This is a genomic window from Burkholderia sp. Bp8992 (genome assembly GCF_003853705.1).
In the GTDB taxonomy this organism is placed as follows: Bacteria; Pseudomonadota; Gammaproteobacteria; order Burkholderiales; family Burkholderiaceae; genus Burkholderia.
Genome location: NZ_QTQI01000037.1, coordinates 16,889 through 31,612 on the forward strand (window position 1 = coordinate 16,889; position 14,724 = coordinate 31,612).

The window sequence follows — 14,724 nt, forward strand, 5'->3', positions numbered from 1 at the left end:
TACAAAGTACTGAACGATTTCTAAGGGTCGCCTAGTGTACACCCCCTAAATGACCTCCGTTGGTGCAGCGCCGCATCCCGGGCATCAGCGCCGAGGTGGTCGGGCCCCGTTTGTTTCGCCGGTGGTGAGCGGCACGGCGAACCCGCGCGAATTCCGCCGAAAACCGGCCTGAATCGGGTAAAATAGCCGGCTACGCGCGCAGCGATGCGATTGGCCCTCCGATCGCGCCCCGGCCCCCTGGGCAGGTTCCCCTTGCTGCGCCACCGGGCCCGCGCCCGCTCCTCGCTCAACACCCAAGGAATGCCCATGACAGGCTACGATCGTCAGTCGATCTCGGATACGACCGCCAAAATCCTGCTCGAAGTGCAGGCGGTGCACTTCAACGCCGAAAAACCGTTCATCTTCACGTCCGGCTGGGCAAGCCCCGTCTATATCGACTGCCGCAAGCTGATCTCGTACCCGCGTGTGCGCCGGGCGCTGATGGAAATGGCGGAAACGACGATCACGCGTGACATCGGCTTCGAGCAGATCGACGCGGTGGCGGGCGGCGAGACGGCCGGCATCCCGTTCGCGGCCTGGATCGCGGACCGGATGATGGTGCCGATGCAGTACGTGCGCAAGAAGCCGAAGGGTTTCGGCCGCAATGCGCAGATCGAAGGCCATCTGGAAGAAGGCTCGCGCGTGCTGCTGGTGGAAGACCTGACGACCGACAGCCGCAGCAAGATCAACTTCGTCAACGCGCTGCGCACCGCGGGCGCGACGGTGAACCACTGCTTCGTGCTGTTCCACTACAACATCTTCAAGGAAAGCGTGTCGGTCCTGAAGGACATCGACGTCGACCTGCACGCGCTGGCGACGTGGTGGGACGTGCTGCGCGTCGCGAAGGCATCGGGCTACTTCGAGACGAAGACGCTCGACGAAGTCGAGAAATTCCTGCACGCGCCGGCCGAGTGGTCGGCTGCGCACGGCGGCGCGACGGCCCCGAAGGAATGACGCCGCGCCGGCATGCATGCCGGCGTCCCGGCCGAAGAAACCGCCCGCTCGATCGCGGGCGGTTTTTTTTGTCCATCGATCCGCCCGATGACCGATCGCAATCGCGGGTTGCGCTGTACGTCGCTCATCGAACCCTAATGCTAGACTGGAACCATCGCCGCCATCAGCAGCGCGGGCAACGCACAACGCCAACAACGCCGGGAGCATCGGCCCGGCCCACGTGACGGAGAGGCACCCTATGCGTGTGGATCGCCGGATCACTCCGCCTGCGCCATCGGGCCGCCCGTCTCCGTCCATCCTCTTCGTCTTCATCTGCGCCGCCGTGTTCGCGGCGCTGCCCGCGCACGCGGAAAGCCCGTTCACCGTGACGAGCGACGACCTGACGCCCGGTGGGCGCGTTCGTGCCGCGAACGTGTTCGACCGCGGCGACTGCAAGGGCGCGAACCGCTCGCCGCAGCTCACCTGGCACAACCCGCCGCCCGGCACGCGCGGCTACGCGGTCACGATCTTCGATCCCGACGCACCGGGGCACGGCTGGTGGCACTGGGCCGTCGCGGGTATCCCGGCCACCGTCACGAGCCTGCCCGCCGACGCGAGCGCGTCCGGCTTCCTGCGGCGCATCGGCGCGAGCGAAGCGCGCAACGACTTCGGCATCGACGGCTACGGCGGCCCGTGCCCGCCGCCCGGCAAGCCGCACCGCTACGTGATCACCGTCCATGCGCTGAAAGGCACCGACCTGCGCGTGTCGCAGGGCCGTCCCGCGCCGATGTTCGAGCACGAGATCGGCACGCTGACGATCGGCACCGCGCAACTGACGGTCAACTACGGGCAATAACGTGCGCCGCGATTGCCGGCCGCCGCGAATTTCAGTGCGCCGCCCGCGCGCGTTTTCCCGTCATTTCGGCTTGCTAGACTCATTGTCACCGGTCGCGGCGCCATGCCGCGCATCCGTCGCGTCGCCCGCCGGCGACGCGTGACGCGGCGAACCTGCGGTCCGCCGTTCCCGTCCCTTTCCGGAGAACGCTTCATGTCGAACATCGTCATCGTCTATCACAGCGGCTACGGTCACACGCAGAAACTGGCCGACGCCGTCCATGCAGGCGCGCAGGACGCCGGCGCCACCGCACGCCTGATCGCGGTCGGCGAGATCGACGACGCGGGCTGGGCCGCCCTCGACGCGGCCGACGCGATCGTCTTCGGCGCGCCGACCTACATGGGCGGCCCGTCGGCGCAGTTCAAGCAATTCGCCGATGCCACGTCGAAACCGTGGTTCACGCAGAAATGGAAGGACAAGATCGCCGCGGGCTTCACGAACTCCGCGACGATGAACGGCGACAAGTTCTCGACGATTCAGTATTTCGTCACGCTGGCGATGCAGCATGGGATGGTGTGGGTCGGCACGGGCATGATGCCGGCCAACTCGAAGGCGGCCACCCGCAACGACATCAACTACGTCGGCGGCTTCACCGGCCTGCTCGCGCAGTCGCCCGCGGACGCGACGCCCGACGAGGGCCCGCTGCCCGGCGACCTCGAGACCGCGAAGGCGTTCGGGCGGCGCGTCGCCGAAGCGACCGCCCGCTGGGTGGCCGGCGGCCGCTGAGCCTGCGCCGACGCCCGCGCGCCCGCACCGGCGGGCGCCAAAGGGACACAAGACGGCCCGCCGGCCGTCTTTTTTCGCCCCGCGCGGCGCAGCCCCGCCGGTTGACGTCTTAAAATGGCGGTTTCCGGGCGCGGGCCCGCGTTTCATTCAGTGAGAGCGAGATGAGCACCAAAGTTTTTGTCGACGGCCAGGAAGGCACGACCGGCCTCAAGATCTTCGAATACCTGTCGGCACGCAGCGACATCGAGATCCTGCGTATCGATGAAGCGAAGCGCAAGGACGTCGAAGAGCGCCGCCGCCTGATCAACGCGTCGGACGTCACGTTCCTGTGCCTGCCGGATGTCGCGTCGCGCGAATCGGCCTCGCTCGTCGAGAACCCGAACACGATCCTGATCGACGCGAGCACCGCGTTCCGCACCAGCGCCGACTGGGCCTACGGCCTGCCGGAACTGACCCGCGCCCAGCGCGAGAAGATTCGCACGTCGAAGCGCATCGCCGTGCCCGGCTGCCACGCATCGGCATTCGTGCTCGCGATGCGCCCGCTCGTCGAGGCCGGCATCGTCGCCCCGACGTTCGCCGCGCACAGCTACTCGATCACCGGCTACAGCGGCGGCGGCAAGTCGATGATCGCCGACTACGAGAATGCGGCGCCGGGCGGCAAGCTCGCGAGCCCGCGTCCGTACGCGCTCGGCCTCACGCACAAGCACCTGCCGGAAATGGCCGCGCACACGGGCCTCGCGAACGCACCGATCTTCACGCCGATCGTCGGCCCGTTCCTGAAGGGTCTCGCGGTGACGACCTACTTCACGCCCGAGCAGCTCGCGAAGCGCGCGACGCCGCAGGACGTGCAGCGCGTGTTCGCCGAGTACTACGCGGACGAAGCGTTCGTGCGCGTCGCGCCGTTCGACGCGGACGCGAATCTCGACGGCGGCTTCTTCGACGTGCAGGCGAACAACGATACGAACCGTGTCGACCTGTTCGTGTTCGGCAACGCCGAGCGCTTCGTCACGGTCGCGCGCCTCGACAACCTCGGCAAGGGCGCATCGGGCGCCGCGATCCAGTGCATGAACCTGAGCATCGGCGCGGCCGAGGATGCAGGTCTCAAACGCTGATTCAGCATCGCATGCCATGCAAAGCCGGCCACTGGCCGGCTTTTTATTTACCCGTATCAGGCAATAAATAAAGAACTCCGGATCGCGCATTTACAAATATTTACAAGCTTTCAATTGCGCGATTACCAGCGAATTAACTTCCCCCTTCCCTCTCCAGTCAATCCCGAATAGGGATAAACCGGATACCGCCGCTTTAAACGCTGCCGTTATACGCAGGAAGGCCCTCCGACAGCCTGCCAAGCGTGGCACATCCCCCACTCCGGCAGCTTTCGGCAGCCCCTTGCGCGTTTAAATTCTTACCGAATGCCGCATGGAGAAAGGAATCAATACCCGATACCCGTTTAAATCGCCTTTTTTAGACGGGTTCATCAATTGACAGCAAAAATCAAGGCAGCGACATTAGCTCGCACAATTAAACGATTGGAGACAGCGGCATGTCGCACACCTTATCGAAGGGGGTGGCAACGGCCTTTGCCATTGCCCCTTTCCTGGTTGCCTGTGGTGGGGGGGACGGCGGCGCACCTGCGCCGATCAACGCGCCCCAATGTTCCGGAGCGAGCTGCGGCACGCAAGGGCAGCCGCCGTCGCAGCCCATCAACGGCGCACTGTGTCCGGCCAACGCCGACATCGTGAAGAGCACGTATCTCGGCGGCGCAGGTAGCGGCGAGATCGTCAGCGTCAACATCGACGCGGTCGCGATGACGTACACGCTCAAGTGGCTCGAATCGCCGATTCCGTTGAAGACGGGCACCGTCACGCCGAGCCGTGTCGGCACGACGATCACCGGCAAGGTCATCCATCCGCCGACCGGCACGCTGCCGACCGCCGAGCAGACACGTTGTGCGTTCATCCTCACGCCGGGCACGGGCCCCGCGGCGGACGGCTCGACCTATTCGACGGCCGCCGACTTCAACCAGGCGAACCCGCCGATGCTGCTGGTCGGCATGGGGGTCGCGGGCGGCGGCATTCCCGGCGCAACGATCCAGTACGACGGGCTGACGATCATCCCGGGCGTCGTGCAGAACGTCGGCCAGGTGCCGAACCGCCACTTCGATTTCTACCCGTTCCTCGGCTTCGCGAATACGACGACCGACCTGTCGAAGCTGCCGGGCACGTACAACGCGCTGATCTACCACCTCGTGCCGTCGGGCAACTACGCGACGAAAGGCACGAACTCGAGCGAGACGTTCGATGCGAACGGCGCGTGTACGTCGACGAGCACCGGCGGCTGCCAGACGACCGGCAACCCGTGGACCGCGAACACCGCGAACGGCGGCTACTTCGACAGTACGAAGGCGCCGCAGACGCTGCCGCAGACGCAACTGCCGATCGTCGGCGCGACCGGCAAGTCGGCAACCGCCCACATGGTGATCGGCCAGCTCAACGGTGCGACGGTGCCGGTGATCGTCCGCACGGGCAACGTGAACCTCGGCACGCCGCCGCTGCACCTCGACGCGCAGGTCGACGACGAATCGGGCATCGCGGTGCTCGGCGCGGCGACGGCGATCACGTCGGGCGCGATCGACGGCGGCTACGCGGGCGCGGACTCGAACTTCAAGTACACGGCTGCGCTGATCCGCGGCAGCAACGCGTCGTTCATCAACCCGTCCACGCAGGCCGAGGAAGACGGCTTCACGCTCGACTACGGCCAGGCGACGCCGGGCCTGCTGAACGCGAAGACGACACCGCCGAGCGGTGCGAGCTACCCGTCCGCATCGGGCGTGGTGATCGCGACGGGCGGGCTGTACGCGGCACTGGTCCAGGGCACGGTGAACGGCGGCGTCACGTCGACGTCGGCGAACGCGACGACGTCGTCGACACCGTACTTCGGCGTGGGCGCGCAGATCAGCAAGTAGCGGACGAGGACGCGGCGGCGGCTGGCCCGCCGCCGCGTTACGCACGACGCGCGCGGCACGGCGCGGGCAGGACGAGTACCCCCAACAGAAGCGGCCGACAGGGAGCTGGCCGCCGCACAAGACAAATCTGGAGGAGCAACATGAAGCGCAACCTCATTCTGGCGGCGGCCCTTGCCGCCCCCCTTCTTTCCGCCTGCGGCGGCAGCGGCAGCGGCGGCGACAACCCGCCCCCGCTCGTCGAAGACCGGCTCTGCCCCGCCACGCTCGACTACAACACCGTGTTCACGGGCGGCGCGGGCAGCGGCGAGCTCGCGAAGGTCCAGCTCGACACGACCAAGATGACCTGGCAGGTGACGTACGTGGAATCGGCCGTGCCGCAAAAGACCGGCACCGTCACGCCGACCCGCGCGGGCACCGTCGACAGCGGCACGCTCACGCAGGAAACGATGCTGCCGACCAACAAGCTGAACCAGTGCGCGTTCCGCCTGAACGGCGCGAGCCTCGATGCGTCGCGTCCGGCGCGCATCTTCGTCGGCTTCGGTGTCGCGGGCGGCACGATTCCCGGCAAGGAGATCCAGTTCGACGGCGTGCTCGGCCAGGCCGCGGTGCCCGACACGAAATTCCCGTACTACCCGTTCATCGGCTTCTCGTCGATCGAAACCGACATCACGAAGGTCGCGGGCACGTACAGCCACGTCGGCTTCGGCGAAGTGCCGTCGCAGAAATTCGCGCCGGCGTCGATCGACGCGAAGGTGACGATCAACGCGGACGGCACGTGGACCAAGTGCGACACGACCGGCCAGTTCGCCGGCGGCGCGTGCGCGCAGCAGGGCACGAACTTCGTGCCGTCGGCCGACGGCAGCGGCGCGTTCCAGTCGAACAACTACGCGAGCCAGTTGAAGCCGACGCTGTCGGCGACGCCGCAGGGCAAGGGCTTCATGATCGTCGGCAAGCTGCGTAACCAGCTCGTGCCGATCCTCGTGCGCACGGGCGTCGCGAACCCGAACCCGACGCCCGACAGCAACGGCGTGCCGGGCCTCACCGCCGACGACGAATCGAGCATCTCGATCCTCGCGCCGCAGACGGCCGTCGCGGCCGGCTCGCAGAACGGCGAGTACATCGGCGTCGACAGCCAGTTCGATTACCGGACCACCGCGCTGATCGACAAGCAGGCCACGCTGCTCGATCCGTTCCAGCCGTCGCAGGCATCGCTCGCGACCGCGCTCGACCTCGACTACACGCAGAAGGTGCCGGGCACCGTCACGACGATTCACACGGGTTCGGGCAGCACGTCGCCGACCGGCAAGTTCATCTTCACGGGTGGCGTGTTCGGTTTCCTCGATAACGCGGGATCGACGCCGTATTTCACGATCGGCGCGTTCGTCCAGTAAGCGGAGGCGGAAGCCGTGATGAAGAAAACCCTTCTCCGCGCGGCGGCCGGCGCCGCCGTGCTGGCGCCGCTCGCGGCGCACGCGCAGAGCGCCGGCAGCAACGTCGTCACGCTCGGCTGGTTCCATATCATGCCGCAGCAGAGCAGTACGCCGATGACGACCAACGTCGCGCCGACGCCGATCAACACGCCGCTGCGGCTGCCGCCGTCGTTCACGTCGCCGGGCACCGGGCTGCACACGAGCGGCGCCGACACCGTCGGCCTGACGGTCAGCCACTTCCTGACCGACCACATCGCGGTCACGTCGGTGGCCGGCGTGCCGCCGGTGTTCAAGGTGTCGGGCCAGGGCACGATCAAGCCGCCCGGACCGGCCGGCGCGCTCGGCACGCAGAACATCGGGCTGGCCTCGGTCAACCCGATCGTGAAGAGCGTGCGGCAGTGGAGCCCGGCGGTGATCCTGCAGTACTACTTCGGGCAGGCGACCGCGAAGTTCCGGCCGTTCCTCGGCCTCGGCGTGTCGTACAACTGGTTCAGCGACCTGCAGCTCAACACGAACTTCATCAAGCAGACGCAGGACAACCTCGGCGCGATCCTCGCGGCGGGCGCGGGCAAGCCGGGTACGACATCGGTGGAAGCGAAGGCGTCGTCGTCATGGCAGCCGGTGTTCAACGCGGGCCTGCAGTACAACATGACGGAGCATTTCGGGCTGATCGCGTCGGTGACGTACATCCCGCTGAAGACGACGTCGACGGTGACGATCAAGGCGGCCGACGGTTCGGTGCTCGCCGAGTCGAAATCGGACCTGAAGGCCGACCCGATCATCAGCTATGTCGGCATGACGTACAAGTTCTGACGCCGGCGAGCGCCGACGAATGGATTGCCGCGGCAAAATCGCAGGCAAAAAAAAGCCCGCCTAAGAGGCGGGCTGAATCCATATCAGAGGAGACATGGAGGAGACAGGTGCCACTATATCGAATCAGTTTCCGCATTGCAACATTTCCGTAGAGAAAATAAGGATTTTCCCTCGAACGCTGCCTCTAGTTCGCCATTGTCGCATCTGACCCCTTCCCGTTTTCCCGGTCGAGCACCTCGCCCAGTGCGTCGCGCAGCAGCGCGACAGGCCGCGCCAGCCGGCCCGGCAGCGTGCCGTGCGCGATCCACACGTTGATCCGCGTCTCCAGCCCCGTCGTTTCCACCACTCTCAGCGCATCGCGATGCGCACTGCGCGCCAGCGCATTCGGTGCCGCGATGCCGATGCCGGCACCGCGCGCGACGAGCGACAGCTGCAGCTCCGAACCGAATGCCTCGACCGCGACATCGAACGGCAGCCCGGCCGCGCCGAGCGAGCGGCTCAGCGCCGAACGCATCCCGCAGCCGTCCTGGCTCAGCACCCACGGAAAACCCGACAGCGTGTCGATCGACAGCGGACCGTCCGGCAACGGGTAGTTGCGCGCGGCGACGAGCACCGTCGGCTGCGTGCCGAGCAGCGTCGCTGTGATCGTGTCGGGCAGCACCGCACTGGCGGGCACCATCACGGCCGCCACGTCGAGCGTGCCGCGCTCGATGCCCTGCAACAGCGCCGGCGACCAGCCGGCCGTCACGCGCAGCGTGAGGCGCGGGAACGCGTCGCGCAGCCGGTCGATCGGCCGCTCCAGCGCGAGCTCGGACAGGAACGGCGGCACGCCGATGCGCAGCTCGCCCGACGGCTCGCTCTCCGGCGCGCCCGCCGCCATCAGCTCGTCCACCGCGAGCAGCACGTTGCGCGCGAGCGCATAGACGTCGCGCCCGGCGGCCGTCGGCTTCAGCGGCTTGCTTTGCCGTTCGAGCAGCGGCATGCCGAGCAGCGTTTCGAGGTTCTGCACGCGCCGCGTCAGGCCCGGCTGCGTCAGGTGGAGCTTCGCGGCCGCGGCAACCATCGACCCGCTGTCGACCACCGCGACGAATGCCTGGAGATCACGCGTATTCAAAACAAACTCGCATAATCATGTTAGAGATATTTCAATTGTCGCATAAACATCGAGCGCCTACGATGGGGATTCCTTCGCCCCTTGTCCCAGGCTTCCGATGAACTGTCCTGCCAACCGTTGCCCCGCCTCCGTTCCGCCGTCCGTCACCGCGCCGCCCGCGCTGAGCGCCGGGATGACGCTGTTCTTCGCCGCGACGGTCGGCGTGATCGTGATGGACCTGTTCGCCGCGCAGCCGCTGACGGGCCCGATCAGCGCCGACCTGCACCTGCCGCCCGGCCTCGCCGGCCTCGTCGCGATGCTGCCGCAGCTCGGCTACGCGGCCGGACTCGTGCTGCTCGTGCCGCTGGTCGACCTGCTCGAAAACCGCCGCCTGATCGTCGCGACGCTCGCCGCGTGTGCGGCCGCGCTCGCGCTGCCCGCGTTCACGCGGTCCGGCACCGTCTTCCTGCTGGCGACGCTGGCGGCGGGCGCTGCGTCGAGCGTGATCCAGATGCTGGTGCCGATGGCCGCATCGATGGCGCCCGAAGCGCAGCGTGGCCGCGCGGTCGGCAACGTGATGAGCGGGCTGATGCTCGGCATCCTGCTGTCGCGGCCGCTCGCGAGCCTGATCGCGGGCTCGGCCGGCTGGCGCGCGTTCTACTTGCTGGCCGCGCTCGCGAACGCGGCGATCGCCGTCGTGCTCGCGCTGCGCCTGCCGTCGCGCACGCCGACGGCCACGGCCGGCTACCGCGCGCTGCTCGCGTCGCTGGGGCGCCTGCTTGCCGACGAACGCGTGCTGCGCCGCCATGCGCTGTCGGCCGCGCTCGCGATGGCCGCGTTCAGCGCGTTCTGGACGGCCGTCGGGCTGCGGCTCGCGCAGCCGCCGTTCGCGCTCGACCTGCACGGGATCGCGCTGTTCGCGTTCGCCGGCGCCAGCGGCGCGATCGTCACGCCGCTCGCCGGCCGCGCCGGCGACCGTGGCCACGGCCCGGCCGCGCAGCGGATCGCGCACGGCACGATGCTCGCGGCGCTCGTCGTGCTCGGCATCGCCGGGGCCGGCTGGTTCGGCTTCGACGCGCCTGCGCATCGCGGCGTCGCACTCGCGCTGCTGGCCGGCGGCGCGGCGCTGCTGGACGCGGGCGTCATCGTCGACCAGACGATCGGCCGCCGCGCGATCAACCTGCTGAATCCGGCCGCGCGCGGCCGCCTGAACGGGCTGTTCGTCGGCCTGTTCTTCGTCGGCGGCGCGCTCGGCGCGGCGCTCGCGGGCAGCGCGTGGGCATGGGGCGGATGGAGCGCGGTGTGCGGCGTCGGCTTCGCGTTCGCCGGCGCAGCCGCCCTGTTCGGGCTCGCGGCCGGACGCGGGGCCGGCACGGCGGCGTTGACTCGCCCGCGAGCGTAAGCGGGCAGCGACGACGCGACGCCGAAAAACCGAACGCCCCGCCCTCTTGCGAGGGACGGGGCGTTCGATACGCCGGGATCCGGCCAGGCCGAAATCAGTGACGGACCAGCGCCATCATCGCGCCGAAGCCGACGAACAGCCCGCCCGTCAGCCGGTTGAACACCTTCGCGACGCTCTGGCTCTTCAGCGTCGCGCCGATGCGCGTGCCGAACGATGCGTAGACGAGATACCAGCTCACCTCGATCGCCGCGAACGTGACGACGAGGATGCCGAACTGCGGCAGCGTCGGCTCGGCCGCGTTGATGAACTGCGGCAGCAGCGCGGCCGCGAACAGGATCGCCTTCGGGTTGCTGCCCGCGACCAGGAAGCCATTGCGGAACAGCACCATGCGCGACACTGATGCGCCTTGCGACACGGCATCGACGTCGGCCGCCGGCGTGTCGTCCACGCGTGCGCGCCACGCCTTCACGCCGAGATAGATCAGGTAGGCCGCGCCCGCGAAGCGCAACGCATTGAACATCGCCGGCCATGCCTCGAGCACCGCGCCGAGCCCCGCCGCGGATACCGCGAGCATCAGCACCAGCGCGCTCAGGCAGCCGGCCATCGTCGCGGCCGAGCGGCGCAGCCCGTGCCGCGCACCGTGCGTCATCACGAGCAGCATGTTCGGACCCGGAATCGCCGACACGACGAACACCGTCGCCACGAAAAGCCACCACGTATGCAAGTTCATGACTGCCTCTGCCTGAATGTCGGGGAAATGAAACGTCGATTATGCCGTGAGCAGCGCGCGCCTGTCGCGCGTCAGCGGCCGGCGCGGCGCAGCGCGACCTCGCCGAGCACCGCGAAATCCTGGTCGCCGCCGCCGTGCGCGAGCGCATCGAGCAGGCTGTCGCGCACGACGCTCGCCACCGGCAACGGCACCGACGTCGCGTCGCCGGCTTCCAGCGCGAGGCGCACATCCTTCAGCCCGAGCCGCGCCTTGAAGCGCGCGGGCTCGTAACGCCGCTCGGCGATCATCGAGCCGTAGCCTTCGTAGACGGGCCCCGGAAACACGCTGCCGGTGATCACGTCGAGGAAGTCGCGCATCGCGACGCCGTGCGCGCCCAGCAGCGCCGACGCCTCGCCGAGCGTCTCGATCGCCGACGCGAGCGTGAAGTTCGCGGCGATCTTCGCGACGTTCGCATGCTGCGGCAGCGAACCGAACCGCCAGGTCTTCTGGCCGATCGCGTCGAACAGCGGCTGCACGCGGTCGATCGCCTCGGCCGGGCCGCCCGCCATGATCGTCAGGCGCGCGGCGGCCGCCACGTCGGGCCGCCCCATCACCGGTGCGGCGACATAGTGGATGCCGCGCGACGCATGCGCGTGCGCGAGCGATTCGGCGAGCGCGACCGATACCGTCGCCATGTTCACGTGAATCAGCCCGCGCGGCGCCTGCGCGAGCAGTGCCTCGTCGAACACGGCGCGTGCGGCGGCATCGTCGCCGAGCATCGAGAACACCGCGTCGCCGCGAAACGCGTCGGCCGGCGTGTCGACGATCTGCGCGCCGAACGCCGCGAGCGGCTCGGCACGCTCGCGCGAGCGGTTCCAGACCCGCACCGTGTGGCCCGCCTTCAGCAGGTTCGTCGCGATCGCCTGCCCCATTTCGCCCAGCCCGATAAACCCGAGATCCATTGCCCGCTCCTTCGCTCCGTGAAGCCGCGAGTTAAACACAGATGCCGGCTGCCTGCAGCGCCTGCCGCCGGCCGGGCGCGGTGCGATACTGGACGGATGGCGACCGCGACCTTCCGCTTCCACGGCGAACTGAACGCCTTTCTCCCGCGCGCGCAGCGCGAGCGCGCGTTCGGGCACGCGTGTGCGCGCGACGCGACCGTGAAGCATGCGATCGAGGCGCTGGGTGTCCCGCATACCGAAATCGGTCGGCTTTGCGTGAACGGCGTACCGGCCGCGCTCGACCGGCCGCTCGGCGACGGCGACCGCGTCGAAGCCTTTCCGGAACGCGCGCGGCCGGCGGCGAACGGCACCACCGCGCCGCAACCGGCGCCGTGGCGCTTCGTCGCCGATGCGCATCTCGGCGGCCTCGCGCAACTGCTGCGCCTCGCGGGCTTCGACACCTGTTACGACAACCACTACCGCGACGACGAACTCGCGGCGCTGGCCGAGCGGGAGGGCCGGATCGTGCTGACCCGCGACCGCGAACTGCTCAAGCGGCGCGCGGTCGTGCGCGGCTGCTACCTGCACGCCGTGCAGCCGGCCGACCAGTTGCGCGAACTGTTCGCGCGGCTCGACCTCGCGCCGCACATGCGGCCGTTCCGGCTGTGCCTGCGCTGCAATGCGCCGCTGCACCCGCTCGAGGCGGCTGCCGCCGCACCGCGTGTGCCGGACGGCGTCCGGCAGCGGCACCGGCGCTTCGCCGCGTGCGACGTGTGCCGGCGCGTGTTCTGGGAGGGCTCGCACTGGCGGCGCATGCGCGCGGTGGTCGACGCGATGCGCGCGCCGCAGCCCGTCCGGCTCGACGAGCCGGGCGAACCGGACGAACTCGGCGCCTGAAAAAACAAAACCCCGCATGCCGGAGCATGCGGGGTTGGCCGACCGATGACCGGCAACGCCGGCCGTGGCGGCGAGCCGCTTAGTTTTGCGCGCCTGCGTCGTTCGTGCCGGCGGCCGATGCGGCAGCAGCCTTCGCCTGGCCCTTCTTCGAACCGTGGTGCTTCAGCTGGTGCTTCGGCTTGCTGTGATCCTTCTTGGCCGGTGCCGGGGCAGCTGCCGACGTGTCGGCTGCCGGCGCGGACGCCTGTGCGAATGCCGAAACCGATGCGAGTGCGAATGCTGCGGCGATGATCGAAGCGAGCGTCTTCTTCATTGTTCTTCCTTTAGCGGAGAAAAAATCAAACGTACCGGTAAGTAAAGATGCGAGGCATTCGCATCGGAGCCCCAGGCCGCGAGGCCGGCTTTCGCCGTTCCGTCGCGACAAAACCTGACGCACTGGTTCCATAACGCCTCGTGTTCGCGGCAAGTTGACACGTTGCTTGCGTCCCTCGGGTTTCCCCGGAGGCGCGCGTGCGCTCCGGTCCCGGCGCCCCGTCCGGCGGCCGCGACAGCGGCGCGGCAAACCCGCTCGCGCGCCATCGGGGCGACGCTTATACTGGCGTCCATCCGTCCCTTCCCGGGAAACCGGATCGCGGCCGGTCGCCAGACCGCCGCCGTCTCGAGGCGCTCAAATTGGCCGATCACAATCTGGACAAACTGAAAATCGACCGGCGTCCGATCGCGCCGCCGCCCCGCCGGCGCCGGTGGGTCCGCTATGCGGCCGCCGCCGCGACCATCGTGATCGCGATCGGCGCCGGCATCGCGCTCACCGGCCGGCCGACCGTCGAAACCACGTCCGTCACGTCCGCCTATCCGTACCAGAACGACACGCAGCTCAACGCGACCGGTTACGTCGTGCCGCAGCGCAAGGCCGCGGTCGCGTCGAAGGGCCAGGGGCGCGTCGAATGGCTCGGCGTGCTCGAAGGCACGCGCGTGAAGAAGGACGACATCATCGCGCGCCTCGAAAGCCGCGACGTGGAAGCGTCGCTCGCGCAGGCGCGCGCGCAGGTGCAGGTCTCCCGCGCCAACCTCGGCGTGGCGCTGGCCGAGCAGAAGGACGCCGAAATCGCGCTGCGCCGCACCGCCGCGCTCGCGCCGAAGGGCGCCGTGCCGGCCGCGCAGCTCGACATCGACACGGCCCGCGTGAACAAGGCGCGCGCGTCGGTCGGCAGCGACCAGGCCGCGATCGCGTCGGCCGAAGCGAACGCGCAAGCCGCCCAGGTCGCGGTCGACCAGACGGTGATCCGTGCGCCGTTCGACGGCATCGTGCTCGCGAAGCATGCGAACGTCGGCGACAACATCACGCCGTTCTCGTCCGCGTCGGACAGCAAGGGCGCGGTCGTGACGATCGCCGACATGGACACGCTCGAAGTCGAGGCCGACGTCGCCGAATCGAACATCGCGAAGATCCGCGCCGAGCAGCCGTGCGAGATCCAGCTCGACGCGCTGCCGGACCTGCGCTTCGCGGGCCGCGTGTCGCGCATCGTGCCGACCGTCGACCGCTCGAAGGCCACCGTGCTCGTGAAGGTGCGCTTCGTCGACCGTGACGAGCGCGTGCTGCCCGACATGAGCGCGAAGATCGCGTTCCTGTCGAAACCCGTGTCGGCGCAGGACCGCCAGCCCGTGACGGCCGTGCAGGCGAGCGCGGTGGTCGAGCGCGACGGCCGGCCGGTCGTGTTCGTCGTGAAGGACGACACCGTGCGCGCGGCAGCCGTGACGCGCGGCATGCGGATCGGCGAACTGGTGGCGATCCGCGGCGTGAAACCCGGCGACACGGTCGTGCTCGCGCCGGGCGTGAAGCTGAAGGACGGCGCGAAAGTGACCGTCGCGAAGAAGTAG

General features: G+C 68.7%; 14 protein-coding genes. 10 read left to right on the forward strand and 4 right to left on the reverse strand.

Annotation, left to right across the window (positions count from 1 at the left end; genetic code table 11):
• Window positions 1-306: 306 nt before the first annotated feature.
• The 7 genes from DIE03_RS34355 (at window position 307) to DIE03_RS34385 (ending at window position 7,804) form a co-directional block, all read left to right on the forward strand.
• Complete coding sequence (locus DIE03_RS34355; protein WP_006482887.1) at window positions 307-993, forward strand: orotate phosphoribosyltransferase; 687 nt, start codon at window positions 307-309, stop codon at window positions 991-993.
• Between the two features lie 238 nt (window positions 994-1,231).
• On the forward strand, window positions 1,232-1,828 hold the full coding sequence (locus DIE03_RS34360) for a YbhB/YbcL family Raf kinase inhibitor-like protein (protein WP_124456555.1): 597 nt from the start codon (window positions 1,232-1,234) through the stop codon (window positions 1,826-1,828).
• 192 nt (window positions 1,829-2,020) lie between these two features.
• Window positions 2,021-2,593, forward strand: coding sequence for a flavodoxin family protein (locus tag DIE03_RS34365; RefSeq protein ID WP_124456556.1), 573 nt, complete (start codon window positions 2,021-2,023; stop codon window positions 2,591-2,593).
• Window positions 2,594-2,754: 161 nt separating this feature from the next.
• Window positions 2,755-3,705: an N-acetyl-gamma-glutamyl-phosphate reductase gene (gene argC / locus DIE03_RS34370; protein ID WP_124456557.1), complete on the forward strand. Its 951-nt coding sequence runs from the start codon at window positions 2,755-2,757 to the stop codon at window positions 3,703-3,705.
• Window positions 3,706-4,139: 434 nt separating this feature from the next.
• Window positions 4,140-5,561, forward strand: coding sequence for a DUF2957 domain-containing protein (locus DIE03_RS34375; protein WP_124456558.1), 1,422 nt, complete (start codon window positions 4,140-4,142; stop codon window positions 5,559-5,561).
• 140 nt (window positions 5,562-5,701) lie between these two features.
• On the forward strand, window positions 5,702-6,952 hold the full coding sequence (locus DIE03_RS34380) for a DUF2957 domain-containing protein (RefSeq protein WP_124456559.1): 1,251 nt from the start codon (window positions 5,702-5,704) through the stop codon (window positions 6,950-6,952).
• 18 nt (window positions 6,953-6,970) lie between these two features.
• Window positions 6,971-7,804: an OmpW family protein gene (locus DIE03_RS34385; RefSeq protein ID WP_124456560.1), complete on the forward strand. Its 834-nt coding sequence runs from the start codon at window positions 6,971-6,973 to the stop codon at window positions 7,802-7,804.
• Window positions 7,805-7,988: 184 nt separating this feature from the next.
• Here the strand turns inward: DIE03_RS34385 and DIE03_RS34390 are convergent, their stop codons facing one another.
• Window positions 7,989-8,918, reverse strand: a complete 930-nt coding sequence (locus tag DIE03_RS34390; protein WP_124456561.1) for a LysR family transcriptional regulator — start codon at window positions 8,916-8,918, stop codon at window positions 7,989-7,991.
• Between the two features lie 97 nt (window positions 8,919-9,015).
• Here DIE03_RS34390 and DIE03_RS34395 point away from each other — a divergent pair, with 97 nt between their 5' ends.
• Window positions 9,016-10,299, forward strand: coding sequence for an MFS transporter (locus DIE03_RS34395; protein WP_124456562.1), 1,284 nt, complete (start codon window positions 9,016-9,018; stop codon window positions 10,297-10,299).
• Window positions 10,300-10,393: 94 nt separating this feature from the next.
• Here the strand turns inward: DIE03_RS34395 and DIE03_RS34400 are convergent, their stop codons facing one another.
• Together DIE03_RS34400 and DIE03_RS34405 are read right to left on the reverse strand one after the other, a co-directional pair.
• On the reverse strand, window positions 10,394-11,029 hold the full coding sequence (locus DIE03_RS34400; protein ID WP_124456563.1) for a LysE family translocator: 636 nt from the start codon (window positions 11,027-11,029) through the stop codon (window positions 10,394-10,396).
• 71 nt (window positions 11,030-11,100) lie between these two features.
• Complete coding sequence (locus DIE03_RS34405; RefSeq protein ID WP_260434994.1) at window positions 11,101-12,177, reverse strand: NAD(P)-dependent oxidoreductase; 1,077 nt, start codon at window positions 12,175-12,177, stop codon at window positions 11,101-11,103.
• On the opposite strand from DIE03_RS34405, the gene DIE03_RS34410 reads away from it, so the two are divergent.
• Window positions 12,067-12,846, forward strand: coding sequence for a Mut7-C RNAse domain-containing protein (locus tag DIE03_RS34410; RefSeq protein WP_124456565.1), 780 nt, complete (start codon window positions 12,067-12,069; stop codon window positions 12,844-12,846). The genes DIE03_RS34405 and DIE03_RS34410 overlap by 111 nt on opposite strands.
• Before the next feature lie 79 nt (window positions 12,847-12,925).
• Here DIE03_RS34410 and DIE03_RS34415 read toward each other — a convergent pair whose 3' ends face one another.
• Window positions 12,926-13,159: a hypothetical protein gene (locus tag DIE03_RS34415; protein ID WP_122944170.1), complete on the reverse strand. Its 234-nt coding sequence runs from the start codon at window positions 13,157-13,159 to the stop codon at window positions 12,926-12,928.
• Between the two features lie 359 nt (window positions 13,160-13,518).
• On the opposite strand from DIE03_RS34415, the gene DIE03_RS34420 reads away from it, so the two are divergent.
• The gene (locus tag DIE03_RS34420) at window positions 13,519-14,724 is read left to right on the forward strand and encodes an efflux RND transporter periplasmic adaptor subunit (protein WP_124456566.1); all 1,206 of its coding nucleotides are present in this window, start codon (window positions 13,519-13,521) and stop codon (window positions 14,722-14,724) included.

What these genes read in the sequence shown, in the direction of transcription:
- DIE03_RS34415 (WP_122944170.1), bottom strand. Translation starts at nt 13,159, where the DNA reads ATGAAGAAGACGCTCGCTTCGATCATCGCCGCAGCATTCGCACTCGCA.
- DIE03_RS34360 (WP_124456555.1), top strand. Translation starts at nt 1,232, where the DNA reads ATGCGTGTGGATCGCCGGATCACTCCGCCTGCGCCATCGGGCCGCCCG.
- DIE03_RS34380 (WP_124456559.1), top strand. Translation starts at nt 5,702, where the DNA reads ATGAAGCGCAACCTCATTCTGGCGGCGGCCCTTGCCGCCCCCCTTCTT.
- argC (WP_124456557.1), top strand. Translation starts at nt 2,755, where the DNA reads ATGAGCACCAAAGTTTTTGTCGACGGCCAGGAAGGCACGACCGGCCTC.
- DIE03_RS34395 (WP_124456562.1), top strand. Translation starts at nt 9,016, where the DNA reads ATGAACTGTCCTGCCAACCGTTGCCCCGCCTCCGTTCCGCCGTCCGTC.
- DIE03_RS34385 (WP_124456560.1), top strand. Translation starts at nt 6,971, where the DNA reads ATGAAGAAAACCCTTCTCCGCGCGGCGGCCGGCGCCGCCGTGCTGGCG.
- DIE03_RS34405 (WP_260434994.1), bottom strand. Translation starts at nt 12,177, where the DNA reads ATGCTTCACGGTCGCGTCGCGCGCACACGCGTGCCCGAACGCGCGCTC.
- DIE03_RS34400 (WP_124456563.1), bottom strand. Translation starts at nt 11,029, where the DNA reads ATGAACTTGCATACGTGGTGGCTTTTCGTGGCGACGGTGTTCGTCGTG.
- DIE03_RS34355 (WP_006482887.1), top strand. Translation starts at nt 307, where the DNA reads ATGACAGGCTACGATCGTCAGTCGATCTCGGATACGACCGCCAAAATC.
- DIE03_RS34375 (WP_124456558.1), top strand. Translation starts at nt 4,140, where the DNA reads ATGTCGCACACCTTATCGAAGGGGGTGGCAACGGCCTTTGCCATTGCC.
- DIE03_RS34410 (WP_124456565.1), top strand. Translation starts at nt 12,067, where the DNA reads ATGGCGACCGCGACCTTCCGCTTCCACGGCGAACTGAACGCCTTTCTC.
- DIE03_RS34365 (WP_124456556.1), top strand. Translation starts at nt 2,021, where the DNA reads ATGTCGAACATCGTCATCGTCTATCACAGCGGCTACGGTCACACGCAG.